At 67.0% G+C, this 23800-nt stretch carries 24 protein-coding genes and 1 pseudogene (1 of these 25 cut by a window edge); 5 read left to right on the forward strand and 20 right to left on the reverse strand.

Annotated features, from left to right (window positions below; genetic code table 11):
* From A2X88_01035 to A2X88_01085, 11 genes are all read right to left on the reverse strand, one after another.
* Window positions 1-1311, reverse strand: a 1311-nt coding sequence (locus A2X88_01035) for a phenylacetate--CoA ligase (GenBank protein OGP33950.1), incomplete at its 3' end; no start/stop codon positions are given.
* A 49-nt stretch (window positions 1312-1360) separates the two neighbouring features.
* A complete protein-coding gene (locus tag A2X88_01040) occupies window positions 1361-2227 on the reverse strand; it encodes a 3-hydroxybutyryl-CoA dehydrogenase (GenBank protein ID OGP33999.1) in 867 nt (288 codons plus the stop codon).
* A gap of 35 nt (window positions 2228-2262) precedes the next feature.
* A complete protein-coding gene (locus A2X88_01045; GenBank protein OGP33951.1) occupies window positions 2263-3045 on the reverse strand; it encodes an enoyl-CoA hydratase in 783 nt (260 codons plus the stop codon).
* A 32-nt stretch (window positions 3046-3077) separates the two neighbouring features.
* Window positions 3078-4268, reverse strand: coding sequence for an acetyl-CoA acetyltransferase (locus A2X88_01050; protein ID OGP33952.1), 1191 nt, complete (start codon window positions 4266-4268; stop codon window positions 3078-3080).
* Window positions 4269-4324: 56 nt separating this feature from the next.
* A complete protein-coding gene (locus A2X88_01055; GenBank protein ID OGP33953.1) occupies window positions 4325-6412 on the reverse strand; it encodes a CoA-binding protein in 2088 nt (695 codons plus the stop codon).
* A gap of 1 nt (window position 6413) precedes the next feature.
* Entirely contained in the window at window positions 6414-7661 is a 1248-nt protein-coding gene (locus tag A2X88_01060; protein OGP34000.1) for a 2-hydroxyglutaryl-CoA dehydratase, read from the reverse strand.
* A 73-nt stretch (window positions 7662-7734) separates the two neighbouring features.
* Complete coding sequence (locus A2X88_01065) at window positions 7735-8520, reverse strand: ATPase (GenBank protein OGP33954.1); 786 nt, start codon at window positions 8518-8520, stop codon at window positions 7735-7737.
* Window positions 8521-8537: 17 nt separating this feature from the next.
* A complete protein-coding gene (locus tag A2X88_01070; protein OGP33955.1) occupies window positions 8538-9308 on the reverse strand; it encodes a cyclohexa-1,5-dienecarbonyl-CoA hydratase in 771 nt (256 codons plus the stop codon).
* Complete coding sequence (locus A2X88_01075; protein ID OGP33956.1) at window positions 9305-10378, reverse strand: 6-hydroxycyclohex-1-ene-1-carbonyl-CoA dehydrogenase; 1074 nt, start codon at window positions 10376-10378, stop codon at window positions 9305-9307. The genes A2X88_01070 and A2X88_01075 overlap by 4 nt, the downstream gene beginning before the upstream one ends.
* Window positions 10379-10585: 207 nt before the next feature.
* On the reverse strand, window positions 10586-11182 hold the full coding sequence (locus A2X88_01080; protein ID OGP33957.1) for an indolepyruvate oxidoreductase subunit beta: 597 nt from the start codon (window positions 11180-11182) through the stop codon (window positions 10586-10588).
* Window positions 11179-12963: an indolepyruvate ferredoxin oxidoreductase subunit alpha gene (locus A2X88_01085; GenBank protein OGP34001.1), complete on the reverse strand. Its 1785-nt coding sequence runs from the start codon at window positions 12961-12963 to the stop codon at window positions 11179-11181. The genes A2X88_01080 and A2X88_01085 overlap by 4 nt, the downstream gene beginning before the upstream one ends.
* A gap of 157 nt (window positions 12964-13120) precedes the next feature.
* Between A2X88_01085 and A2X88_01090 the strand changes: the two genes are divergently transcribed.
* From A2X88_01090 to A2X88_01100, 3 genes are all read left to right on the forward strand, one after another.
* The gene (locus A2X88_01090; protein OGP33958.1) at window positions 13121-14161 is read left to right on the forward strand and encodes a pyrophosphate--fructose-6-phosphate 1-phosphotransferase; all 1041 of its coding nucleotides are present in this window, start codon (window positions 13121-13123) and stop codon (window positions 14159-14161) included.
* A gap of 211 nt (window positions 14162-14372) precedes the next feature.
* The gene (locus A2X88_01095) at window positions 14373-14624 is read left to right on the forward strand and encodes a prevent-host-death protein (protein OGP34002.1); all 252 of its coding nucleotides are present in this window, start codon (window positions 14373-14375) and stop codon (window positions 14622-14624) included.
* Window positions 14621-15007 (forward strand): twitching motility protein PilT, encoded by a 387-nt coding sequence (locus A2X88_01100; protein ID OGP33959.1) that lies wholly within the window; start codon window positions 14621-14623, stop codon window positions 15005-15007. The genes A2X88_01095 and A2X88_01100 overlap by 4 nt, the downstream gene beginning before the upstream one ends.
* A gap of 23 nt (window positions 15008-15030) precedes the next feature.
* Here the strand turns inward: A2X88_01100 and A2X88_01105 are convergent, their stop codons facing one another.
* The 9 genes from A2X88_01105 to A2X88_01145 form a co-directional block, all read right to left on the reverse strand.
* Window positions 15031-15885, reverse strand: coding sequence for a hypothetical protein (locus tag A2X88_01105; protein ID OGP33960.1), 855 nt, complete (start codon window positions 15883-15885; stop codon window positions 15031-15033).
* 122 nt (window positions 15886-16007) lie between these two features.
* Window positions 16008-16301 (reverse strand): hypothetical protein, encoded by a 294-nt coding sequence (locus tag A2X88_01110; GenBank protein OGP33961.1) that lies wholly within the window; start codon window positions 16299-16301, stop codon window positions 16008-16010.
* A 171-nt stretch (window positions 16302-16472) separates the two neighbouring features.
* Complete coding sequence (locus A2X88_01115; protein OGP33962.1) at window positions 16473-16862, reverse strand: hypothetical protein; 390 nt, start codon at window positions 16860-16862, stop codon at window positions 16473-16475.
* On the reverse strand, window positions 16859-17455 hold the full coding sequence (locus tag A2X88_01120; GenBank protein OGP33963.1) for a ribonuclease HII: 597 nt from the start codon (window positions 17453-17455) through the stop codon (window positions 16859-16861). The genes A2X88_01115 and A2X88_01120 overlap by 4 nt, the downstream gene beginning before the upstream one ends.
* Before the next feature lies 1 nt (window position 17456).
* Window positions 17457-17858, reverse strand: a complete 402-nt coding sequence (locus tag A2X88_01125) for a 50S ribosomal protein L19 (protein ID OGP33964.1) — start codon at window positions 17856-17858, stop codon at window positions 17457-17459.
* Between the two features lie 48 nt (window positions 17859-17906).
* On the reverse strand, window positions 17907-18611 hold the full coding sequence (locus A2X88_01130) for a tRNA (guanosine(37)-N1)-methyltransferase TrmD (GenBank protein ID OGP34003.1): 705 nt from the start codon (window positions 18609-18611) through the stop codon (window positions 17907-17909).
* Window positions 18612-18619: 8 nt separating this feature from the next.
* On the reverse strand, window positions 18620-19132 hold the full coding sequence (locus tag A2X88_01135; protein OGP33965.1) for a 16S rRNA processing protein RimM: 513 nt from the start codon (window positions 19130-19132) through the stop codon (window positions 18620-18622).
* Window positions 19133-19199: 67 nt separating this feature from the next.
* Window positions 19200-19484, reverse strand: a complete 285-nt coding sequence (locus A2X88_01140; protein ID OGP33966.1) for a 30S ribosomal protein S16 — start codon at window positions 19482-19484, stop codon at window positions 19200-19202.
* Window positions 19485-19583: 99 nt separating this feature from the next.
* Window positions 19584-20924, reverse strand: coding sequence for a signal recognition particle protein (locus tag A2X88_01145; GenBank protein OGP33967.1), 1341 nt, complete (start codon window positions 20922-20924; stop codon window positions 19584-19586).
* Window positions 20925-21253: 329 nt separating this feature from the next.
* On the opposite strand from A2X88_01145, the gene A2X88_01150 reads away from it, so the two are divergent.
* Both A2X88_01150 and A2X88_01155 read left to right on the forward strand, forming a co-directional pair.
* Window positions 21254-22645: a hypothetical protein gene (locus A2X88_01150; GenBank protein OGP33968.1), complete on the forward strand. Its 1392-nt coding sequence runs from the start codon at window positions 21254-21256 to the stop codon at window positions 22643-22645.
* 175 nt (window positions 22646-22820) lie between these two features.
* A pseudogene (locus A2X88_01155) lies at window positions 22821-23800 on the forward strand (hypothetical protein); it runs 736 nt beyond the window's last position.

The following is a 23800-nucleotide window of genomic DNA, read 5'->3' on the forward strand; positions in this document are numbered from 1 at the left end:
CTTCCCCTCGCTGCGCGGGACCGTACCCGGCGGGACCAGGGTCACCCGGACGGAGATGCCGATCATGTCCTTGATGTCCCGTTTCAGCGTTTCCATCGTCTGCCGCGCCGTCTCCACGTCCTTCAGGACGTCCTGCACCTTCCCCAGGATGACGTCGGCGGCGGCCCTGCCCATGAACTCCTCGGTGACCTCGAGCCGGACCTCGACCTCGTCCATGCTCCCCTTGCGGTCGACCACGACCATGTAATGGGGCGACACTCCGGGGTGCCGGATCACGATCGACTCGATCTGCGAGGGGAAGAAGTTCACCCCCCGGATGATCAGCATGTCGTCGGTGCGCCCGCTGATCCTCTCCATCTTGACCAGGGTCCGCCCGCAGGCGCAGGGCTCGCCGGAGAGCCGGGTGATGTCCCGGGTGCGGTACCGCAGCAGCGGCTGCCCCTCGTTCCCGACGGTGGTGAGGACCAGCTCCCCCTGCTCCCCCTGGGGAAGCACCTCGCCGGTGTCGGGGTCGATGATCTCGGGGTAGAACCAGTCCTCGTTGATGTGGAGCCCGTTGCGGACCTCGTGGCACTCGAAGGAGACCCCCGGGCCGATGATCTCGGAGAGGCCGTACATGTCGCAGGCGGTGATTCCGAACCTCTCCTGGATCGCCTGCCGCATCGACTCGCTCCAGGGCTCGGCCCCGAACAGCCCGGTCCGGAGCCGAAGCTTCCGGAAGTCGACCCCCATCTGCTCCCCCACCTCGTGCAGGTGCATCAGGAACGAGGGGGTGGAGGTGACGACGGTGCTGCCGAAGTCCTGCATCAGCATGATCTGCCGCTGGCTGTTTCCCCCGGACATCGGGAGCACCGCGGCCCCGACCCGCATCGCCCCGTAGTGGGTCCCCAGGCCGCCGGTGAAGAGGCCGTACCCGTAGATGTTCTGGACGATGTCCGTTTTCCCGATGCCGGCGCCGGTGCAGGCCCGGGCCATCACCTCGGTCCAGAGCTCGATGTCGTTCCGGGTGTAGCCGACCACGACCGGCTTCCCGGTGGTGCCGGAGGTGGCGTGGAACTCGACGATCTCCTCCAGGGGGGCGGTGAAGAACCCGAAGGGATAATGGTCCCGGATCTGCTGCTTGACGGTGAAGGGGATCCTCCGGATGTCGTCCAGAGACCGGATGTCGTCCGGCGCCACCTTCATCCCGTCGAGCGTCTTCCGGTACACCGCGTTCCGGTCATAGACGTACCGGACCGTTTTCTGCAGCCGCCCGAGCTGGATCCGCCCCATCTCGCCGCGGTCGACCGTCTCCACGGTGCTCCAGGCCATCGCCCAGTCTCTCCCTTTCCCCAGGTTTTCGTCCGGCCGCCGGAGCGGCCTACTTCGCGGGATATTCGTAAAAGCCCTTGCCGGTCTTCTTCCCGAGATACCCGGCCTTCACCATGTTCCGGATCAGCCCGGGAGGGGCGAACCGGGACTCCTTCGTGTACCCGTGGAAGATCTCCCCGACCAGGTAGGAGATCTCGACCCCGGTGAAGTCCATCAGCTCGAAGGGCCCCATCGGCATGCCGGCGCCCAGCTTCATGGCGGTGTCGATGTCCTGGGACGACGCCACCCCCTGCTCAAGGAGGCGGACGGCGTCGAGCAGGTAGGGGATCAGGAGGCGGTTCACGACGAAGCCGGGGGTGTCCTTGCAGGTGATGGCGGTCTTTCCCAGCTTCTGCGCCATCGCCAGCGCCAGATCCACGGTGGCCTGCCCGGTCTGCATCGCCGGGATCACCTCGACCAGCCGCATCACCGGGACCGGGTTGAAGAAGTGCATCCCGACGAACTGCGCGGGCCGCTTCACGAGGGAGGCCATCTCGGTGATCGCGAGGGAGGAGGTGTTGCTGGCGTAGACCGTCTCCTCGCCGCAGATCGCGTCGAGCTTCCCGAAGAGCTCCTTCTTCACGACGATGTCCTCGAAGACCGCCTCGATGAGGAAGGGGATCCCCTTCAGCGAGCCGACATCGGTGGAGAAGCGGATCCGCCCCTGCACCTCCTTCATCTGCTCCGCGGTCATCTTCTCCTTGCTGACCTGCTTCTCGAGCCCCTTGGCGATCCCCTTCCGGGCCCTGTCGCAGGCCGCCTCCGTGACGTCCACCACCTGGACCTGAAAGCCCGACTGGGCGGCGACCTGTGCGATCCCGGCGCCCATGCTGCCGGCGCCCGCGACTCCTACCGTCCGGATCTCGTCGATCTTCATCATGTTCCCTCCCGCAAGATTGGTGTGCTACCGGGCTATCTGCTCCGGAAGTCGGGCTTCCGCCGCTCGGCGAAGGCGGCAAGTCCCTCCTTCGCGTCGTGGCTCCCGAGGTTCTCCAGTCCGTATTTCCGCTCGACGGCCAGCGCCTCCTCCATCGGAAGCCCGATCCCCTCGTGCACCGCGGTCTTGATGAAGCCCATCGCCTTCCCGGCCCCCGACGCGAGCTCGTTCGCGAAGGCCGTCACCTCCCCCAGGAAGCGCTCCGTCCGGATCACCCGGTCGACGAGTCCGATCGCCAGCGCCTCCTCCGCCTCCATCGTCTTCCCCCGGAGGAGGATGTCCATCGCCTTCCCGAGCCCGATCAGCCGGGGGAGCCGCTGGGTGCCGCCCGCGCCGGGAAGGATCCCCAGCGTCGCCTCCGGAAGCCCGATCCGCCCTTTCCCCGCCGCCATGAACCGGTAGTCGCAGGCCAGCGCCAGCTCGCAGCCGCCTCCGAGGGCATGCCCCTGGATCGCGGCGATCACCACCTTCCGCATGCGGGGAAGGAGGGAGAAGGTCTCCTGGAGCCGCTTCGAGAAGGCCTCGGACTCCTCGCGGTTCATCGCGGCCATCTCCTTGATGTCGGCCCCGGCGACGAAGGCCTTCTCCAGGAGGCTCCGGACGACCACCACCGTCACCTCTTCCATCTGCCCGGCCTCGGTGAAGGCCCGGAAGAGCTCCTCCCCGAACTCCCTGCCCAGGGCGTTCAGGGGAGGACGGTTGAGGCCGACGGTCAGGATCCGGCCTTCCCGCTGCATATCGAGGAACCGGTATCCCATGGAACGCTCCCTTCCCTGCGGGTGTCGGCGGCCTACCCGATCTTCAGCACGAGCGAGGCGGCGGTGTCGCCGGCCGCGCATCCCGAGAAGAGCAGGTATCCGCCCCCCTGCATCGCCACTTCCTCGATCCCCTCGATGATGAGACGCGCCCCGGTGGGTCCCTGGGGATGTCCGTAGATGAGGGAGGAGCCGTTCCTGTTCATCCCGTCCAGGGGAATGCCCAGGACCTTGGACAACACCGCGTCGTTGGAGGCGAAGGGGTTGTGCGTCTTGACGGCGGCCAGGTCCTTCACCTGGATCCCGGCGTTGTCGAGCGCCTGCTGGGCCGACGGGGCCACCGCGGCCGCCATGAAGCCCTTCTTGGTCCGGGCATACCCGAAGGAGACGATCCGGACCAGGACGCCGTTGTCGGCGGAGAGCTCCTTCGCCTTCTCCCGGGTGGTCACGCAGAGGCCGCAGTTGCCGTCGGCCGGGTAGGTCTGCGAGCCGAAGGTGTGCACCCCCTCGGGGAGGAGAGGGCGAAGGGCGGCAAGCCCCTCCTTCGTGCTGGAGGTGACCCCATCGTCCGCCTCGACGGTGATCGTCTTCTTCCTCGAGAGCTGGACCTCGACCGGGAACAGGTAGCGCTTCTGGAACTCCCGGTCGTTCGCCAGGGAATCCCGGTACTGCTCCTGCCGCATCAGGACGATGGCGTCGCACTCCTCGCGGGTGACCCCGTACTCCTTGCTGACGTTTTCCGCGGTCTGGATCATCGCCCCCCCCGCCCAGGGGTCCTTCCCGAAGTTGTCCATGACCCAGTCCTCGGCGATCGCCTGGCCGCCGGGGCCGCCCGGGTTCGGCCAGACGGCGTGCGGCCCGTTCGAGGTCCGGTCGGCCAGCAGGCACCAGCTGGTCCCGAACATTCCGGTCTCGACCCCCATGCCGGCCTGGTAGACGGCGAAGGTGGAGGTGGAGCAGGCCTGGCTCACCAGGACGCCGGGAACGCCGGCGGCTCCCATCACCCCCGCGGCCCACGGGCCGCTGTAGAACCACTGCTTCTGGTAGACCGTGCTCCCGACCAGGACATAGTCGAAGATCGCGGGATCCCATCCCCGGGCCGCGAAGAACCGCCTGGAGGTGTTCGCCCCCAGGAGGATCGAGTGCTCGTTCGCCAGCGACCCCTGCCAGCGGACGAACGGGGTGCTGTAATAGCCTCGGTACGGGATGAACGCTTTCGTCAGCATGGGGACTCCTCCTTATCGCTATCCGATGGTGTCAAACGATTCATGCGGCGCTTCCGTCAGATCCGGATCCGGCCGTCGACGGCGGCCACCGCGTTCTCGAAGGCCATCACCGGGTTCAGATCCATCTCCTGGATCATCGGCAGGTCGGACAGCAGCGCGGAGACGCGCAGGATCAGGTCGACGACCTTCTCCTTGTCGACCCCCTGCTGCCCGCGCACGCCGTCGAGCAGGACCCTCGTCTTGAGGGAGGCGAGCATCTCCCCCGCCTCCACCCGGGTGACCGGGGCGATCTTGAAGACGACGTCCTGGAGCACCTCGACGTAGATGCCGCCGAGCCCGAACATCACCAGGTGCCCCAGCCCCCTTTCGGCGGCGGCCCCGACGATCAGCTCGCGGCCTCCGGGGAGGAACTTCTGGACGAGGAACCCGAGCTCGCCGTGCGAACCCAGGCACCGCTGCATCCCTTCTACCGCGGAGCGGACCGCGGCGGCGTCCCGCAGGTTCACGGCGACCCCGCCCATGTCGCTCTTGTGGTCGATCTTCTCCGAGTCGACCTTGACCACGACGGGATAACCGATCGCGTCCGCTGCGGCCGCTGCCTCCGCGGCGGTCCGGGCCACCTTCCAGCCGGCGACCGGGATCCCGTAGGCATCGAAGATCGTGTAGACGTCGGCGGCGGAGAGGATGGAGCGTCCGGCCTCCCGCGCCCCCTCGACGACCGACCGGGCCTTCGCGGCATCCAGTCCGGGCAACGGTTCGGGCCGGCCGATGTCGCGCTGCCGGAGCCGTCCGTACCGGGTCAGGGCGCCCAGCGCCCGCGCGGCGGCGGTGGGGGTGGCATAGAAGGGGATCCCCCCTTCCTTGAGGATCCGCATGGTGGTCCGGTAGCGCTCCTGGGTGAGATCGGTCATGAAGTTGCAGACGACCGGCTTTTTCCCCCTGCGGGCCGCCTCGACGATCTGCCGGGCCACCTCGTGGGTGTCGGTGAAGGGGGCGGTGACGAAGTTGATGAAGATGCTGTCCACCCCCTGCTCCTCCTGGAGCACCTCCATGGCGGCGCGGAACTGGTCGCCGCCGGCGGTGGCCACCACGTCGATCGGGTTCTCGAGGGCGGCCTGCGGAAGCTGGGTTTCCTTCAGCCTCGCGATCGACGCCTCGGAGAGGGTCGGCACCTCGAGCCCCGCGGCCACCAGGACGTCGGTGGCGATCACGGCCGGCCCGCCGGTGTTCGTGATGATCCCGACCCGGTTTCCCGCCGGGATCGGCTGGGTGGCGAAGGCCTTGGCCGCCCGCACCATCTCCTCCTCGTCCTGGAAGGAGAGGATGCCGGTCTTTTCGAAGATCAGCTCGGTGGCGATGTCCACCCCGGCCATGGAGCCGGTGTGGGAGGAGGCCGCCTTGGCCCCCTGCTCGGTGCGGCCGGCCTTCATCGCCAGGACCGGCTTTTTCGCCGTGACCTCCCGGGCCGTCTCCAGGAACTCCAGCGGGTCGGAGAACCCCTCGGTGTAGAGAAGGATCGCCTTGCACCCGGGGTCGTCCGCCCAGTAGCGGAGGATCTCGGGGATCGAGAGGTCGCAGGCGTTGCCGTTGGAGGCGTACATCCGCATGCCGATCCCCTCGTCGAAGAGCGCCTGCATGATGAGCGCCCCGACCCCCCCGCTCAGCGCCACGACCGAGATGGAGCCGGGTTCGGGGTAGGTGAAGGTGAAGTTGCAGTAGGCCTTGAGAGACGGATCGGTGTTGATGATCCCCTGGCAGTTGGGACCGAACACCCGGACGTTGTATTTCCGCGCGTTGGCGAGAAAGGCCTCCTGGAGCTTCGCCCCCTCCTCTCCCATCTCGCTGAATCCGGCCGAGTTGATGATGACCGCCTTGACCCCCTTCTTCCCGCACTCCTCGATCGCCTGCGGGACGATCCTGGCCGGGATGATGATGTGCGCCACGTCGATCTCCCCGGGGATCTCCTCCAGCGACTTGAAGGCCCGGATCCCGCGGACGTCGGGAGCGGTGGGGTTGATCGGGTAGATCTTCCCCCGGTACCCGTAGGTCTGCAGGTTCCGGATGATGACGTTGCCGATGGAGAGTTCCTTGGTGGAGGCGCCGATGATCGCGACCGCCTTCGGCCGGAACAGTGCGTCCAGCATCCTATTTCCCCTCCTGGATCTGCTCGATGAAGGCCTCGACGTTGGTCTTGGTCTGCTCGTCGGACACGCAGCGCAGGTCGTTGAGGTCCCCGGAGATCACCAGGCTGGGAACCCCGCTGACCCGTTCCAGCCGCTGGGGAAGGCCGTAGCGGCTGTTCGAGTTGTAGGGGCAGGTCTTGGCGTCGTGGTAGAGGATCCCGTCGACCCGGAACTTCTCCAGCATCCCCTGGAGGTACTGCTCCTTGTACACGTCGGACCGGACGATGAAAAGCTCGAGATAGGCCTTGGCCATGCTCCGGATCGGGTCCTTTCCGTCGAAGGCCGGGAAAATCCAGCTGCTGCAGTAGGTGGAGGCCAGGACGTTCGCCTTGAGGGCGCCGAACATCTCCGAGTGCTGCCGCAGGCGGCCCCACACCGGCATCCCCTCCCAGTAGATCCGGATGCTCTCCTCCTCGACGGCCCCCACCCCGTCCCGGACCCTCTGCAGGAGCTCCACGAGCAGGGTCTTGTAGTAGTCGATCGCCGTCCGCGTCCCCCGCAGGACCACCGCCGGTCCCATGTGGATCGTCCCGTCGAAGAAGGTCAGGGGGGCGGGGGAGGAGGTCGCCGTCTCCAGCACCTGTCTCCACAGCTCGGTGCACTCGCGGGAGAGGTCCACCGTCTCCCGGAGGCGGTCCATCGAGAGCTTCTTCCCGGCGATCCCCTCGAGGGTCGGGATCAGCGCCCCGATCTGCCGGGAGACGTCGTCGATGTGGGCGTCGGTCACCTCGGTGACGTTCTTCGGCGAGGAGACCCCGATGGAGGGGACCCCCAGTTCCCGGGAGTAGAAGGCGAACCAGTCCTGGACGTCGCGGCACTGGTTCGTGTTGTAGACCAGGACGTCGGGTCTGGGCACCGACTCGATCCCCTTGTAAACCTTCGAGAGCGGGGTGATTCCCTTCAGGTATGCGCCGATGTCGGCCGTCAGGTAGGAACAGATGTCCGGGGAGTAGCCGATGGCGTTCGCCGCCGGGATCAGGTCGGTCGACATCCGGGTGGCGCCGAGCATGGCGGAGTGGTTCTCCGGAAAGTAGACGGCGAAATCCATCGCCCGGAGCAGCTCCGCGGGGCCGACGCTGGTGCACCAGGCGACCTTCCGGCCGGGGTCGGCGGCCGCGGCGTTGAGGTCGTAGAAGTAGTCGGCCATGACCTTGTTCATCCGGTCGGTGGCCTCGATCTTCCTCCGCGTCGTTTTCCTTTCGTCAGCCACGATCTCCTCCTGCATCCCGAAGATTCCGGTTCCCGGGCGGAAGCGCCGCCCGGAAGTTCCTGCGGCCCGGACGCTACTCCGGCCGCTCGTCCATCGCGTAGAGGGCCGCCCCGATCGCCCCGGCCAGGTGCGGGAACTCGGGGAGCATCACCGGCCGGCCGATCCTCTCCTCCGCCATCTCGACGAGATAGGGGTTGTGGGCCACGACCCCCCCCGTCATGACGACCCGCTCGGTCGGGGAATCCATCTCCAGCACCCTCTGGATGACCGAGTGGAAGATCCCCTTGACGATATCCGGGACTTTCTTCCCGTGCCGGATATGCTCGAGGACCTCCGTGGCCGAGAAGACGGTGCAGTAGCTCCCCAGCTTGACCAGCTCCGTGGATTGCCGGGCCAGGCCGTCCATCTCCTCCAGAGGGATGTCGAGGCGGTTGGACATCTCCTCGAGAAAGGCTCCGGTCCCGGCCGCGCACTTGCGGTTCATCTTGAAGCCGCTGCGGCGCCCCTCCGCGTCGAGCTTGATCACCTTGTTGTCCTGCCCCCCGATGTCGATGACGGTGATCGCCTCGGGGAAGTAGTGGCTGCACCCCTTCGCGAGGCATCCGATCTCGGTCCGGCTGCGCGTGGTGACGAAGGCGACGTTCGACCGGCCGTAGCCGGTGGAGACGGCGCCCGCGATCTCCCCCCGGACGGCTCCGGCCATCGCCAGCGAATCGTCCAGGCAGGCCGAGGCGGTGGCGGTGAAATCGATCCCGGATTTCCGGACCGCGTGCCCGATCACCCGCCGTTCGGCGTTAAGGACCGCGACCTTCGTCCTCGACGCCCCCATGTCCAGACCTACGAAAAACCCCTTCGGCATCCTGTTCTCCGGGAGCTCTAGCGGTCCTCCCATTTCGGGGGGCGCTTGCCCAGGAAGGCCGTGAGCCCCTCCACGGCGTCCCGGGTGGCCATCAACTCCTCGAGGTAGATCCGCTCCGCCTCGGCGAGCCTCGCGGAAACCCGCTCCGCGAACCCGGCGCGGGCGGCGCGCACGGCCAAGCGCAGGGAGCTGGCGGAAAGCGGCGCGAGGTGCTCGTCGAACCAGGCGACCGCCGCCTGCTCGGGGTCCTCCGCGACGACGTCCACCAGGCCGATCCGGTGCGCCTCCCCGGCCCCGACGGTGCGGCCCGAGTAGATCAGATCCTCCGCGCGGGACTGCCCGATCCGCTCCGGCAGCAGGCAGGAGGCGGCCGGGGGGAAGACCGCGAGCTTCATCTCGGGCTGCCCCAGCACCGCGGAGGGAGCGGCGAAGATCATGCTCCCGGCGGCCGCCAGCTCGAGGCCGCCCCCCAGGCACTGGCCCCGGACCGCCACCAGGACCGGGACCGGGCAGGTCAGAAGCTGCCGGACCAGGGCATGCAGTTCCCGCAGCATCGCGGCGCAGGATTCCGGAAGGTGCTCCTGCACGCTGGCGCCGAAGCTGAAGTGGGAACCTTCCGCATCCAGGAGCACGGCCCGCAGGCCCGCGGCCGGCAGATGACCGCGGAGGGCCTCCCGCAGCGCGGCGATCATGGCGGCGTCCACGATATTGGCCTTGGGTCGGGCCAGCCGCAGCCGCAGCAGGCGCCCCTCCTTTTCCAGCCAGACCTTGAGGGGGCTGTCGCTCATCGTTCCGGGACCAGGACGGCGCGCCGGGCCAGATGGTGGGCGCGGGCGGAGGCGAAGACCTCCTGGATCGCCCCCAGCGGATGGCGTTCGACGAAGGGGGCGAGGGCGATCCTGCGGTCCAGCACCAGGTCGAGCGCCGCGGGGTAGAGCTCGGCGAGGCATCCCCAGTTTCCCAGCGCGCGGGCGTGGAAGGCCATCAGGTTCGACAGGCGCAGCTCCACCTTGTCCATGGTGAAGCCCACCACCGACAGCGTCGCGCCGTGATTCATCAGCCCGAAGGCGGTCTCCTGGCCGGCCGCGGTCCCGGAGCATTCGAAGATCTTCCAGCCGGTGGAGGGATGCCCCCCCTGCTTCGCGAATTCCTGGATCGCCTTGCGAAGCTCCTTCCCCTGTACCTGCCGGACGTTGAGCGTCAGCGCCGCTCCGTGGGCGGACATCGTGTCGAGCTTGGCCCGGTCCACGTCGAGCGCCGCCACGACGGCCCCGAAGGCGCGGGCGATCTGCACCGCGTAGCCGCCGACCCCGCCGGTGCCCACCACGACGGCGAAATCGCCGGGCCGCACCTCCGCCATCACCGCCGCCTGGTAGGGGGTGGTCACGGCGTCGGCGACCACCGAGACGTCCGCGAGCGACAGCCCCGCCGCCGCGAGCCGCGCCTCGTCCACGAGGCAGAGGCCGCGCGCCGGGACCCGGACGTGGGTGGCGAATCCCCCGTGGATGTCGTTCCCCGGCATCTGCTGCCTGCGGCAGATGGTCCCCTGCCCGGAGCGGCAGAGCGCACACTCCCCGCAGGAGATGACCGAGGGGACGATCACCGCTTTCCCCTTCCACGCTTCCGCCCCCGCGCCGGCGGCCACCACCCTGCCGCTGATCTCGTGGCCGAGCGCCAGCGGCAGCCCGTGATTGACCCGTACCCCGTCATAGTAGAAGCCCAGGTCGGTGTGGCACACTCCGCAGCCGGCCACTTCGATCACCACCTCCCCGTCGGCGGGCGGGAAGGGGTCGAAGTCGGCCAAAACCATCGGCTCCCCCACGGCGGTCATCAACCAGCGGTGCGCGACATTGGCCATCGGGCATTCCTCCGACAGAGGGAAATTCGCATCAGGCTATCCGGAGACGTCCCCGGAAAACGCTAACGATAACATGCGCCTGCGAAAAACAACCACCCAGGGAGCCACCGGCGACCCGACCCGGCAAGAACCAGGAATGCTTATTGGGTAAATAAGTACCACAATGCCTTTAATGTGTCAACGGATTATCGATACGACGTTTTACGATTACACGACGGCCGGCGGGACCAGGGCCCGACCGGCGCGAAAGGCCCGAAGGTTCACCTCGACGATCTTCTCCGGAAGCCTCGCGTGGAGGGCCTCGGCGTAGCGCTCCTCCGGCAGCGGCAGCAGCGTCGAGGCGGCGCCCAGCATCACCACGTTGACCGCGCGTACCTCGTGCAGCGAAAGCGCGGCGGCGAGGGCATCCACCATCCAGACCCGGGGAGTCGCCTCCCGGAGCCGCTCGGCCACCCGGTCCGGGTACCGTTCCTTCCCCGCGGTGACCGGGGGGGGCATGATCTCCTGCGCGTTGGCCAGGACGGCCCCTTCGGGGCAGAGATAGTGGAGGAACCGGAGCGCCTCCATCTTCTCGAAGGCGACGATCAGGTCGGCCTTCCCCGGCTCGATCAGCGGGGAGAAGACCTTCTTGCCGTACCGGACATGGGTCGTGACGGCGCCGCCCCGCTGCGCCATCCCGTGCACCTCGCTTTTCTTCACGTCGTACCCGGCCAGCAGGAAGGCGTCGCAGAGGACCTCCGAGGCCAGGATGATCCCCTGCCCGCCGACCCCCGCCAGGAAGATGTTCCCGCGCTCCCGGTTCATGAGCCCTTCTCCACGATCGCCAGGAACTTGCACAGGGGGGGGCACTGGTTGCACCCGTCGCACAGCAGCGGGTTGATCCGGGCCATCCCCTTCTGCGAGGGCTTCTTCCCCGCCGCGGCGGCCTGCTCGGGAGTGAAGTGGACCCACTCGATCGCGGGGCAGCCGAGCTTGCTGCAGGCCCTGCACCCGGTGCACAGGTCGGCCATCACCTCGTAGACCGGACGCTGCTTCCGCCGGTGCTCGGGCAGCAGGACGCAGGGCGCATCCGTGATGACCACCGACGGCTCCTCCCGGAACAGTTCCCTGCGGAGGACCGCCTCGGTCTGCTCCATGTCGTGGGGGTTCACCGTGTAGACATGCTCCACCCCGACCGCCCGGCAGAGCGCGGCGAGGTTGAGCCGCGGAGAGGGCTTCCCCATCAGCGTCAGCCCGGTGGCGGGATGGTCCTGGGCCCCCGTCATCGCCGTCGTCCGGTTGTCCAGGATGATCACGGTGGAGAAGCCCCGGTTGTAGACCATGTCGATCAGCCCGGTGATCCCGGAGTGGACGAAGGTGGAGTCCCCGATGACCGCGACCACCTTGCCCAGCGCCGCTTTCCCGAGCGCCTTCTCCATGCCGAACGCGTTCCCGATAGAGGCCCCCATGCAGACGCAGGTGTCCATGCCGCCGAGCGGCGGAAGGGCGGCCAGGGTGGAGCAGCCGATGTCGCCGGTCACCGTGGCCTTGAACTTGTTCAGGACGAAGAAAAGCCCCCGGTGGGGACAGCCCGGGCAGAGGCTCGGCGGCCGTGCCGGAAGCTCCTCGGCCGGCCGCACGGGTGCGGCCTCCCCCGTCAACGACCTGCGGACGATCCGCGGGTCGAGCTCGCCGAGAATGGGAACCTTCTCCTTCCCCTCCACCGGGATTCCCAGGACCCGGATATGGTTCTCGATGTGGGGGTCGAGCTCCTCGACCACCACCAGCCGCTTCACCCCGTCCGCGAACTCCCGCAGGAGCCGCCGCGGAAGCGGGTGCGCCAGCCCCAGCTTCAGCACCGAGGCGTCGGGGAAGACCTCCCGCACATACTGGTAGGAGACCCCCGCCGTGACGATCCCCAGCGACCGGTCCCCCCACTCGATCCGGTTTCCCTCGAAGGTCTCGGCGAACTCCTCGAGCGCCCGCATCCGCTCCTCGACGACCCGGTGGCGCTTCCGCGCGTAGGCGGGAAGCATCACCCATTTCCCGGGGTCCCGGACGAACCCGAGGGCGATCGGCGGCCGTTCCGGATCCTCCAGCCGGACCGTCCCCTTGGCGTGGGAGATGCGGGTGGTGCTCCGCAGGAAGAAGGGGGTGTCGAACCGCTCGGACAGCCCGAAGGCCAGGCGCATGAACTCCTTCGCCTCCCCGGAATCGGAGGGCTCCAGCATCGGGATCTTCGCCGCCACCGCGTAGTGGCGGCTGTCCTGCTCGTTCTGGGAGGAGTGGAGCTCCGGGGCGTCGGCGGCGACGATCACGAACCCGCCCCGCACCCCCGTGTAGGAGGCGGTGAAGATCGGGTCCGCCGCGACGTTGACCCCCACATGCTTCATCACGGCCAGCGCCCGTGCGCCGGCCATCGAGGCGCCGAGAGCGACCTCGACCGCCACTTTCTCGTTCGGGGCCCACTCCGCGTAGATCCCTTCGTAGCGGGCGAAGTTCTCGAGGATTTCGGTGCTCGGAGTCCCGGGATAGGCGGAGGCGACCGTCACGCCGGCCTCGAAGGCCCCGCGGGCGATCGCTTCGTTTCCGGAAAGCAGCACGATCGTGTTTTTCGCTGGAAGGGTCAACTGCGATTCCTTTCTCCCGGGAAATGGGTGCAAACTGCAAAGGTACCATACCGATTTGCTCCTTTTCAATTCCGAAGCCCCCCCGGGAATGGGTATACTGGTCTCTAAATCCAGTGGAACGGGGGGAGACAGGGTGAAAATCGGCGTGTTGACCGGCGGCGGGGATTGCCCCGGCCTGAACGCGGTGATCCGGGCAGTGGTCCGGAAGGCGGATGCGAACGACTCCCGGGTCGTGGGGATCCGGAACGGCTGGAAGGGGCTGCTCGACCTCTCCTACACGGACCTCGACGTCAGGATGGTCTCGGGGATCCTGCACATCGGCGGGACGATCATCGGGACCTCCCGGACGAATCCCCTGAAGGACCCCGCCGGGGCCGACAGGGTCCTCAAGAACTTCCGGCTCCTGGGGCTCGACGCCCTCGTCGCCATCGGCGGGGAGGACACCCTGGGCGCCGCGAGCAAGCTGTACGAGCGGGGGCTTCCGGTGGTCGGCGTCCCCAAGACGATCGACAACGACCTCTTCGGGACCGACTTCACCTTCGGGTTCGACACGGCGGTCTCCATCGCCACCGACGCGATCGACCGGATCCACACCACGGCGGAATCGCACAACCGGGTCATGGTCGTCGAGGTGATGGGGCGGAATGCCGGGTGGATCGCCACCTTCTCGGGGATCGCCGGGGGAGCGGACGTGATCCTCATCCCGGAGAAGCCGATCGACCTCGACGAGGTGTGCGACCTGATCGTCCGGCGCCACAGCCGCGGCAAGTCGTTCAGCATCGTGGTGGTGGCGGAAGGGGCGAAGTTCGCCGTGAAGCCCGGGGAGAGCGGGGAGCTGATCGTCCAGGAGACCAAGACCGACGAGTTCGGCCATGTCCGCCTCGGGGGGATCTCCCAGCTGCTGGCCAAGGCGATCGAGGAGCGGACGAAGTTCGAGACCCGCTTCGTGGTGCTCGGCCACATCCAGCGGGGCGGCTCCCCGACCGCCCACGACCGGGTGCTCGCCACCCGGTTCGGCGTCTTCGCCACCGAGATGGTCCAGCGGGGGGAGTTCGGGCAGATGGCCGCCCTCCAGGGGAACCGGATCGTCGCCGTCCCGCTCGCCGAGGCGACCGCCAAGATCAAGACGGTCGACATGGGGCTCTACGGGATGGCCGAGGAATTCTTCGGGTAAAAGGGGACCCTGGCTCGCCCCGGATCCCCGGGTATCGGCTCCGCCGCCTCGGAGGGGGGCTTCGCTTCGCCCGCCCTCCGCGCCCGGTTCGACGGGGGCCTAGATCAGTTTGCCGCGGGCGTCGAAGGCGTTCGGGTAGTAGCGGATAACCGGGCCGGCGTGATCCCGAGACCGGTCGCCTATTGAATCGGACCGAAATATGACCTACAATATGACCATGATCCGGATAAATATCCACGAGGCCAAGGCACACCTGTCCGAGTACCTGAGGCGCCTTCGCCCGGGCGAGGCGATCCTCCTGTGCAGGCGGAACAGGCCGGTCGCCGAGATCCGCCCCCTTCCGGCGCGGCCCATGAAGAAGCGGCCGATCGGTCTCGCCGCCGGCAAGCTCCGCATTCCGAAACGCTTCTTCGAGCCGCTGCCCGAGGACGTGATCGCGTCCTTCCGGGGAGAGGCCGGTTGAGGATACTCCTCGACACCTGCACGTTCCTTTGGATCGCGGCCGGTTCGCGGGACCTGTCGTCCATCGCCCGGGATCTCTTCTCGGACCCCGCCAACGATGTGTACCTGAGCCCCGTTTCCGCATGGGAGATTGTCGTGAAGCATTCGCTGAGGCGTCTGCCGCTTCCCGAGCCGCCCCACCTGTTCGTGCCGAGGCAGCGGGACCTCCACGAGATCGCGCCGCTCCCCTTGGACGAGGACGCCGTTCTCCTGCTCGGAAGGCTCCCCGAGTACCACAGGGACCCCTTCGACCGGATGCTCGTGTGCCAGGCCGTCGCTCACGGCCTGACAGTCCTCACCCCGGATCCGGGGATCGTCCGCTACCCGGTGCAGACGGCCTGGTAATCGGAGCTGGTCCGGCAAGGCGGCTACGGTGGCCCGCGGAACTTCCGCCTGGATAGCCGGCTGACGACCAGCAGGACGAAAAAGGCGACGCTCAGCGACGCCACGATCAACGGCGCGGTAGGAAGATCCAGTTTGAAGGACAGAGTGATCCCGACCATGCTGGCCGCGAGTCCGATCCCCCATCCGCTGACCAGGATTTTCATCGGGTCGCGCGTGTAAAGCCTGCCGATCAGGGCGGGGATCACCAGGAAGGAGAAGACCTGAAGGATCCCGGCGATCTGGACGGAGCTCACGAGCACGAGCGCGAAGCTGAGGAAGAAGAGGAATTCCCAAAACGTTCCGTTCCCGTTTTCGTACGACAGGGCGAAAAACTTCTTCCTGAAAACCAAGTGGAGCAATCCGATCGCGGCGTAGAGGAGGAAGGTGTAGAAAAGGCTTCGGGGGGTTACCCACAGGATGTTTCCGTTCAGGATGGCTTTGAACTCTTCGAAGCCGTGGGGGCTCCGGTCGAGGATCAGGATGCTTGCCGCTACCGAAAAAACATAGAGCACTCCGATGAACGCTTCGAGGTTGACGGATTCCTTTATTCGCCTGGAGAGAGAGAGGATGGAGGCCCCGAGGATCGCGAAAAGGACGGCATAGAGGCTTCGCCCGGTCCCTTCGTGCCCGATCAGAAAGGCAATCGCAATGCCGATGGCGATGAATTGGGCCATCGAAAGGTCTACCAAGAGGTCGGTACGGGTGGCAAAGGATTCGATCGCTTTTTGTTGTTCCTCGATCTTTTTCTCCTGTCCGGCGGAGCGTTCCTCAAGCGCCTTGAGCTTTGAATCGACGTCCTCGCCGTGGGACGCGGTCGCGAAAGCCAGGGAAAACAGCAATACGAACACGAAACGAGTGCGCAGGACACCTCCCGCGTGAGCAAAAGGTATGCGGCGCCGGGGAGGTCCCATTCGAAGAGGGCCCGGGCCACGGCGAACGATGGTGCGGGTGCGTTGCGGAGTTACGCGGGAGGGGGCCGGATGACCGGCGGAAAACGATGGTGGAAAGAGGGCGTGACGGCCTCTGCTGTGACGGCGAGCAGCGTGCTCTCGAAAACGGGAATCCCGGCCGGCTGCGCCGAAAGATCCGCGGATCGCGCGTGGAGTCTCGAGACGCAGACGGAGCAGTCCGAGTGGGTCTTCCCGTCGTCGTGGTGATGAAATTCGAGGCCGAAGGCAACGAGGAGAAGGAGCGCGGCCAGCAGGAGGGGCGGTTTCCCGCGGGCAAGGAATTTCCGGACCTGCGCCGCGGTCATTTCCGGGACCCTGACCTGCCTTCGTGCATGACCGAATCCCCTTCCATCCGACGAATCGCAACAGCCGCCATTATCACTTCGTATCAGCGAATCGTCAAGCCGGTCGCTACGTTCCGGACGCTACGTTCGAACTACGCGAGAAGGAAATCCCGTAACATGATTTCGGTGGGGCTAGAGGATCTTGCCGCGGGCGTCGAAGGCGTTCGGGTAGTAGCGGATGACCGGGCCGGCGGGGCCCTCCTCGACCGCCGCCACGTCGAAGCGCGCCTCCCTCCAGTCCGCGGGGGAGACGGTACCGAGGTAGCCCCGGGCGGCGGAGACGACCCGGAGCCGCTTCCCCCGGTCGATCGACTCCTCGGGCCGCCCGAAATCCTCCCGCCCCCGGTATCTTACCTCCACGAAGGCGAGGGTGTCCCCCTCCCGGGCGACGATGTCGACCTCCCCGCCCCGGTCCCGGAAGTTCCGCGCGACGATCTCCATTCCCCTGTCCCGAAGGTATCCGCAGACCGCCTCCTCCGCCTCGCGGCCGGCGGCGCTTCGCTCCTCCGGGGGACGGGTCATCCTCCGGTGACTCCACGAAATGTCCTCCGGTGGATCGGGGAGGGGCCGAGGCGCCGCAGCGCCTGGAGGTGGCTCCGGGTGGGATACCCCTTGTGCGCGGAGAACCCGTACCCGGGGTAGAGGTGGTCGTACTCGACCATCATCCGGTCGCGGGTTACCTTCGCCAGGATCGAGGCGGCCATCACCGGAAGGCAGCGGGAATCGCCGGACACCAGCGTCTCCTGGGAGATGTCGCAGGGAACCGGAAAGGTCCCGTCCACGTAGAGGAAGTCGGGAGCGGGAGAGAGCCCCTCCACCGCCCGCTTCATGGCCAGAAGCGAGGCCTGGAGGATGTTGATCCGGTCGATCTCCCCGGGGTCGGCCCGGCCGACCGAGAAGGAGAGCGCCCCGGAGGTGATCACAAGAAAGGCCCGTTCCCTCGCGCCCGGGGAAAGGGCCTTCGAATCGCGCATGCCTTCCGGCGGAAACCCGGGCGGGAGCACCACCGCGGCGGCCACCACCGGCCCGGCCAGGGGCCCTCGCCCGGCCTCGTCGACCCCGGCGACCGTGCGGAATCCCTTCGCGCGCGCCCGGGCCTCGAAGCCTTCCAAGATCCTACTCGTCGCTCTCCGGCTGCTTCGGGGTCGCGGCGTCCGGCGCCTTCTTCCCGATCCAGTCCCGCTTCTCCCGGATCCGGGCCTTCTTCCCGGAGACCTTCCGGAGGAAGAAGAGCTTCGCCCGGCGGACGTCGCCCTTCTTCTTGACCTCGATCTTCTCGATCCGCGGGGAGTGCAGCGGGAAGGTCCGCTCGACCCCCACGCCGTAGGATTCCTTCCGGACCTTGAAGGTGGAGGAGACCGCGTTGCGGTGGAAGCCGATCACGATCCCCTCGAAGTACTGGACCCGCTCCTTCTCCCCTTCCCGGATTCGGAAGTATACGCGCACCGTGTCCCCCGCCTTGAACTTCGGGAAATCGCTGCGCAGCTGCGAACGCTCCAATTCCTCGAGGAGATGCATCGTACGACCCCTTTCGACGGCCGGTTCCAACGGACAAGACCCTATAATCTATTCCACACCCTCGCCGGGTGTCAACCGTTTCCTGAGAAGGTCGGGGCGCCGGAGGGCGGTCCGGCGGAGCGCCTCCTCCCGCCGCCAACGCTCGATTTCCGCATGGTTTCCGGAGAGAAGCTCCTCCGGCACGGGATGCCCCCGGAACTCCCGGGGGCGGGTGTACTGCGGCCCCTCGAGGATCCCCCCGCAGAAGGAATCCCGGAAGGGGGCCTCCGGGTCGCCCAGGACGCCGGGGAGAAACCTCGCGACGGCGTCGACCAGCACCAGGGCGGGAAGCTCCCCTCCGGTCAGGACATAGTCCCCGATCGAGACCTCCCGGTCGGCCAGGTGGTCGGCGACCCGCTGGTCGACCCCCTCGTACCGGCCGCAGACCAGGATCAGGTGGTTCTCCCCGGCCAGCTCCCGGGCCAGCTCCAGGGTGAGCAGCTCCCCCTGGGGGGAGAGCAGGATCGTTTTCCCCGGGCCGAACCGATCCCGGATCGACTCGACCCCCAGAAAGATCGGCTCCGGCTTCATCACCATCCCCCCCCCGCCACCGAAGGGAGGCTCGTCGGTCACCCGGTGCTTTCCCGGCGCGAACTCCCGCAGGTCGTGGACCTCGACCCGGAGCCGCTCCCCCTCCCTCGCCCTGGCGAGGATGCTGTGGTCGAGCGGCCCGGAGAAGATCCCGGGAAACAGGGTCAGGATGTCGATCCGCACCTTCGCACTCACCACCCTTCCGGGGGGGACGCGGTGATCCGGCGCCCCGCCAGGTCGACTCTCCGCACAAAGGCCCCGATCATGGGGAGCAGCGCCTCCCCGTCCCCCCGCCGGATCACGAGCCAGTCGTGGGCGGGTCCTTCGGTCACCCCGGCGACGACCCCCAGCGGCCGCCCCTCACCGTCCGCGACCTCGCAGCCGACCAGGTCCACCCAGTAGTACTCGTCCTCCCCGGCGGGCGGAAGGTCCGACCGGCGCAGCGACACGGCCGCCCCCCGGAGCCCGTCCGCCTCCTCCGCGGAGCCGATCCCTTCCAGAAGGAAAACGGCGCATCCGCCGGAGCGGTGCGCCGCCTTCACCTCGTAGTCCCGTTCCCGGGCCGTCCCCGCCGTTCCTCCGACCCGGATCCGCCCCGCGGAGAGAAGCCCGGAAGGATCGCCGGACCAGGCCTCGACCTTGATCTTTCCCCGGACGCCGTGGGCGCCGGCGACCCGCCCCACCTCGATGAAGGTCTCCCTCATCCGCAACCTCCGGCGAACGGCGCCGGGGGGGCCGCACCGGACCGAGGGGGCGGCCCCTTCCGCCCGGTCAGGCGACCGCCTGCTTCCCCTTCTTCGACTCCTGGAACTTCTTCCAGATCCCAGCCTTCGCGAGCAGGCTCCGGACCGTCTCGGTCGGCTGCGCCCCGCGGGACAGCCACGAAAGGACCTGTTTCTCATCCACCAGGAAGCGGGCCGGGTTTTCCTTCGGATCGTAGGTCCCCACCCTCGCGATGAACCGCCCGTCCCGTGGGGCCTTCGAATCGGCCACCACCACGCGGTAGGAGGGGAGCTTCTTCCGTCCCGTCCGCGTCAACCGGATCTTTACCGACATCTTCCGTTCCTCCCGAATCGTCTTGTATTTTCGAAACTATATCATGGCCGCATCGCAAGCGTGCCGCCGGTTCTCCCCGCCGGATCGTCTCCTACGCCGTCACTGGAGGAAGGGGATCCCCCCCCTCCCCCCTTTCCGCTTTCCCCCCTTCGCGAAGCGCTTGAGCATCCCCTCGGCCTGCTGGAAGTTCTTCAGCAGCCGGTTCACCTCCTGGACGGTCGTGCCGCTGCCGGCGGCGATCCGCTTCCTGCGGCTGCCGTTCAGGATTTTCGCGTTCCGGCGCTCCTCCCGCGTCATCGAGTCGATGATCGCCACGATCCGGGTCAGCTCCTTCTCGTCGGGGGCCGCCTTCTTGAGCTCCTTCATCTTCCCCCCGAGCCCCGGGATCATCCCCAGGATCTCCTCGAGCGACCCCATCTTCCTTATGCTTACCATCTGGTCCCGGAAGTCCTCGAGGGTGAATTCGCTCCTGCGGATCTTCCGCTCGAGCTCCTGGGCCTGCTTCTCGTCGACCGTGTCCTGCGCCTTCTCGACCAGCGTCAGGATGTCGCCCATCCCCAGGATGCGGGAGGCCATCCGCTCGGGGAAGAAGGGCTCCAGGGCGTCGAGCTTCTCCCCCACGCCTACGAACTTGACCGGCGCCCCGGTGACCGCCCGGATGGAGAGGGCCGCCCCGCCGCGGGCGTCGCCGTCCATCTTGGTCAGGAACACGCCGGTAAGCCCCACCTTCGCGTGGAAGGCCTTGGCCACGTTCACCGCATCCTGCCCGGTCATCGCGTCGGCCACCAGCAGGATCTCGGACGGGGCCACCGCCTCCTTGATCCGGCGCAGCTCCTCCATCAGCTCCTCGTCGATGTGGAGACGCCCCGCGGTGTCCAGCAGCAGGGTGTCGTGCCCTAGGCGGTCCGCCAGACTCATCGCCTGCCGGCAGATCTCGACCGGATCGGCCCCGGGGTCGCTGTCGAACACGGGGATGCCGATCTGCCCGCCGAGAACCTTGAGCTGCTCGATCGCGGCAGGCCGGTAGACGTCGGCCGGGACCAGGAAGGGGCGCCGCTTCCGCTTCCGGAGGTGGAGCGCCAGCTTCCCGCAGGAGGTGGTCTTCCCCGAGCCCTGGAGCCCCACGAGCATCAGGGACACCGGGGGCTTGCGTGCCAGGTCGAGATCCTGCGCCTCCCCCCCCATCATCTTCGCCATCTCGCCGTGGACGATCTTGATGAAGTGCTGGTCGGGGGAAAGCGAGGCGAGCACCTCCGCGCCGAGCGCCTTCTCCCGGACGGCGGCGGTGAACTCCTTGACCACCTTGTAGTTGACGTCGGCCTCCAGGAGGGCGAGCCGCACCTCCCGGAGCGCCTCCTCGACGTTCCCCTCGGAGATCCGCCCGTGGCCGCGCAGGCCCTTCAGGACCCCCTGGAACTTTTCCGACAGGTTCTCGAACATCGAATCCGCGCTTCTCCCCGGAATAAAAAGGCTAATTTACTGGAAAAGGACCCGTTCCGTCAAACCGAAAATAGCACGGGACAGGCTGGAGTGGAACGGGAGGTGCGATTTTCCCGATTCGTGTGGTGGATATCTTTATGAAGGTTTTCGCCTGATGCTTTTGTTCTTGACGCGCCATTGGACACGTTATAAATTCGCACTGGTTTATGGGGGAAGTCTGATCCGAACCCGTGAGATACGGCAGGTTCATCGTTTCGGGAACCCCCCGCTTGGGCGAAAGAGGTTGTTACGTCGTGCCGGCCATCAACATCACTACAGGAGGGGAGAACATGCGAAAAGCAGCATTGCTTCTTGGAGTCCTGCTGGCCATCGGCCTTGCCGGCTCCGCGTCAGCCGCCACATTCCAGTTCCACGGCGACCTGAACAACCGGTTCATGGCGTACACCAACCAGGGCAGAATGTTCGGGGCGTCGGAGACGGTCAAGACTGCAGGTGTCGTAGACAAGGACGGCGTCGACGAGTCCTGGGGAGAGATCAAGTACCGCCTCTGGGTCGAGGCCGCAACCGACGACGGCAAGGTCAAGGGCGTGTACGCCATCGAGCTGGGCGCCCTGCGTTTCGGCAACGGCGCCGGAATCGGCGGCAGCACCCGGACCGGGGGCGGCGACTTCTCCGGCGACGGGATCAACGTCGAGACCCGCTGGGCCTACACCGACTTCCAGCTCCCCGGGGTGGCGAGCAAGGCGCGCTTCACGATCGGTCTCTTCCCCTTCAGCGTCAACAGCTTCGTCTGGGAAGAGACCGCCATGGGCGTTCAGTACAATGGTACCGCCGGCCCCACCGACTTGACCCTGGCCTGGATCCGCGGCCGGGAAAACTTCAACAACGACAAGGACGACAACCTCTTCGAGGATCTCGACGCGCTGCTGGCCCGTGTGGACTTCAAGCCGGCGGAGGGAGCCAAGGCCGGCGTCTTCGCCCTGTACCAGGGGCGCAATCCGGGCTCGGACGAAAACCAGGCTTTCACCTCCGCAAGTCAATACCAGGTGAAGCTGCTGAACAACGTCGACTTCGACATCTACACGCTGGGCACCGACGGTTCATGGACCTTCCCCACCGGGTTCGGCAAGGCCTTCCTCAACTGGGACCTGATCTACCAGGGCGGCTCGCTGGAGGACAACACCGCGATCAGCCGCGATGTCAGCGCCTACCTGGCGCATGCCGATTTCGGCGTTAATTTCGGCAATACCCGCCTGACCTATACCATCTGGTACGCTTCGGGGGACGACAACAGCAGCGACGGGGACATCGAGAACTTCATGTCCACCGACGTCGACCGGTTCGACAGCGTCATCCTCATGGAAGGCGGCTACACCGACGACAACTATTTCACCGAGGCCCCCCACATCCTCGACAAGGGGCTGTTCCTCAACAAGCTGGCCCTGGACCACAAGGCGAGCGACAAGCTGAGCGTGGGCGCCGCCATCCTGTATCTCCAGACCGCCAAGGACCTGACGATCGGCGGCGGCAAGAAGGAGAAGGCGCTCGGCACCGAGATCGACGCCTACCTGAGCTACAAGCTCTTCTCGAGCACGGAGTTCGCGATCAACGCGGGGTACCTGATCGCCGACGACGGGATGGACGCCTTCGAAAATGTGGTGGACGGCAAGTCCGATGCCAACATCTTCCGGTCCACCGCCAGGGTCCGCTACAAGTTCTAAGGGACCCCCGGAACGGACAGTCTCGACACCGGCAAGGCCGGGCCCTGCAACGGGGCCCGGCCTTTTTTTCACCCGTCGTTCCTCCCTGGAGGATTTTACCCCTTCACCCCGCCCAATGTAGACGGTAGGCTGTTGACGGGGGGGGAACGATCCGTACCACCAAAGGAGGTTCCGCTTGTCGATTCGGCGCACCGCGATCTTCGTGATCCTGATGTCTCTCGTCTTTGCTTCCGCCGCCCCGGCGACCGTCCTCGACGATCTTGCCCGGGATTTCGCCCCCATTTCCGGGTACGTGGTCCAGCCGACCGAAGGCGGATTCCTGATCGACCGGACCGCAGCCGACGGGATCGACGTCGGCGACCTCTTCAGCGTCGTGCAGCCGGGAGAGCCGATCGTCCACCCCGTCACCGGAAAGGAGCTGGGTACCCTCGACCGGGTGAAGGGGTTTCTCCAGGTCACCCGGATCCGGCCCGGCTATTCCTTCACCCGCTCCCTCGGAGTCACGGAGAAGATCCAAAGCGGAGACGTCATCCGCCGGTTCGAACATGTCCCCGCCCTGTTCCTCGATCAAACCGGGAGGGGAAAGCCGTTCTTCGATCGGCTTCGCTTTGTTCTTCCCGGGCTGGAATGGAAATTCCGGGAGGCGACCGACGGCGGGAAAACGGCGCCGCTACCCGAAGGGACCTGGCTTTTCTTCCTTCTCGGGCCGGATACCATGGAGGTACGGGCCTTGGACACCCCTCACCGGTCCTACAATCTCTCGGGGGAACGAGCGGAGGCCCCCCCCACCGCGCCGACGGAACAGGTTGCTGCAAGCCCGGTGGAACGGAAAGTGGCCGCGGTCGGGAAGGAAACGACCGGACAAGCCATCGCGGCGGACTTCGTGGTGCTGGGGACGCTGCCCGACAGCACCTTGATGGCCGATTTCGCGCGCGACGGCAACCGCCTCCTGCTCGCCGTCACGGAAGGGAGCCGGATCGAGGTGTTCGAAGTGGGCGACCGGCTGGTCCCCTTGGCGACGGGCGGAGAATCCAGAGGAGGACGCATCCACAGCCTTCACTGGTGGCAGCCTTCGCCCGGCGGCCCTCTCCTGCTGGCCGCGACCCTGGCCGTCGAGGAGAACCAGGCGTACAACCCGGCTATAGGCCAAACCAT

It is taken from the genome of Deltaproteobacteria bacterium GWC2_65_14 (assembly GCA_001797615.1).
Classification (GTDB): Bacteria; Desulfobacterota; Deferrimicrobia; order Deferrimicrobiales; family Deferrimicrobiaceae; genus GWC2-65-14.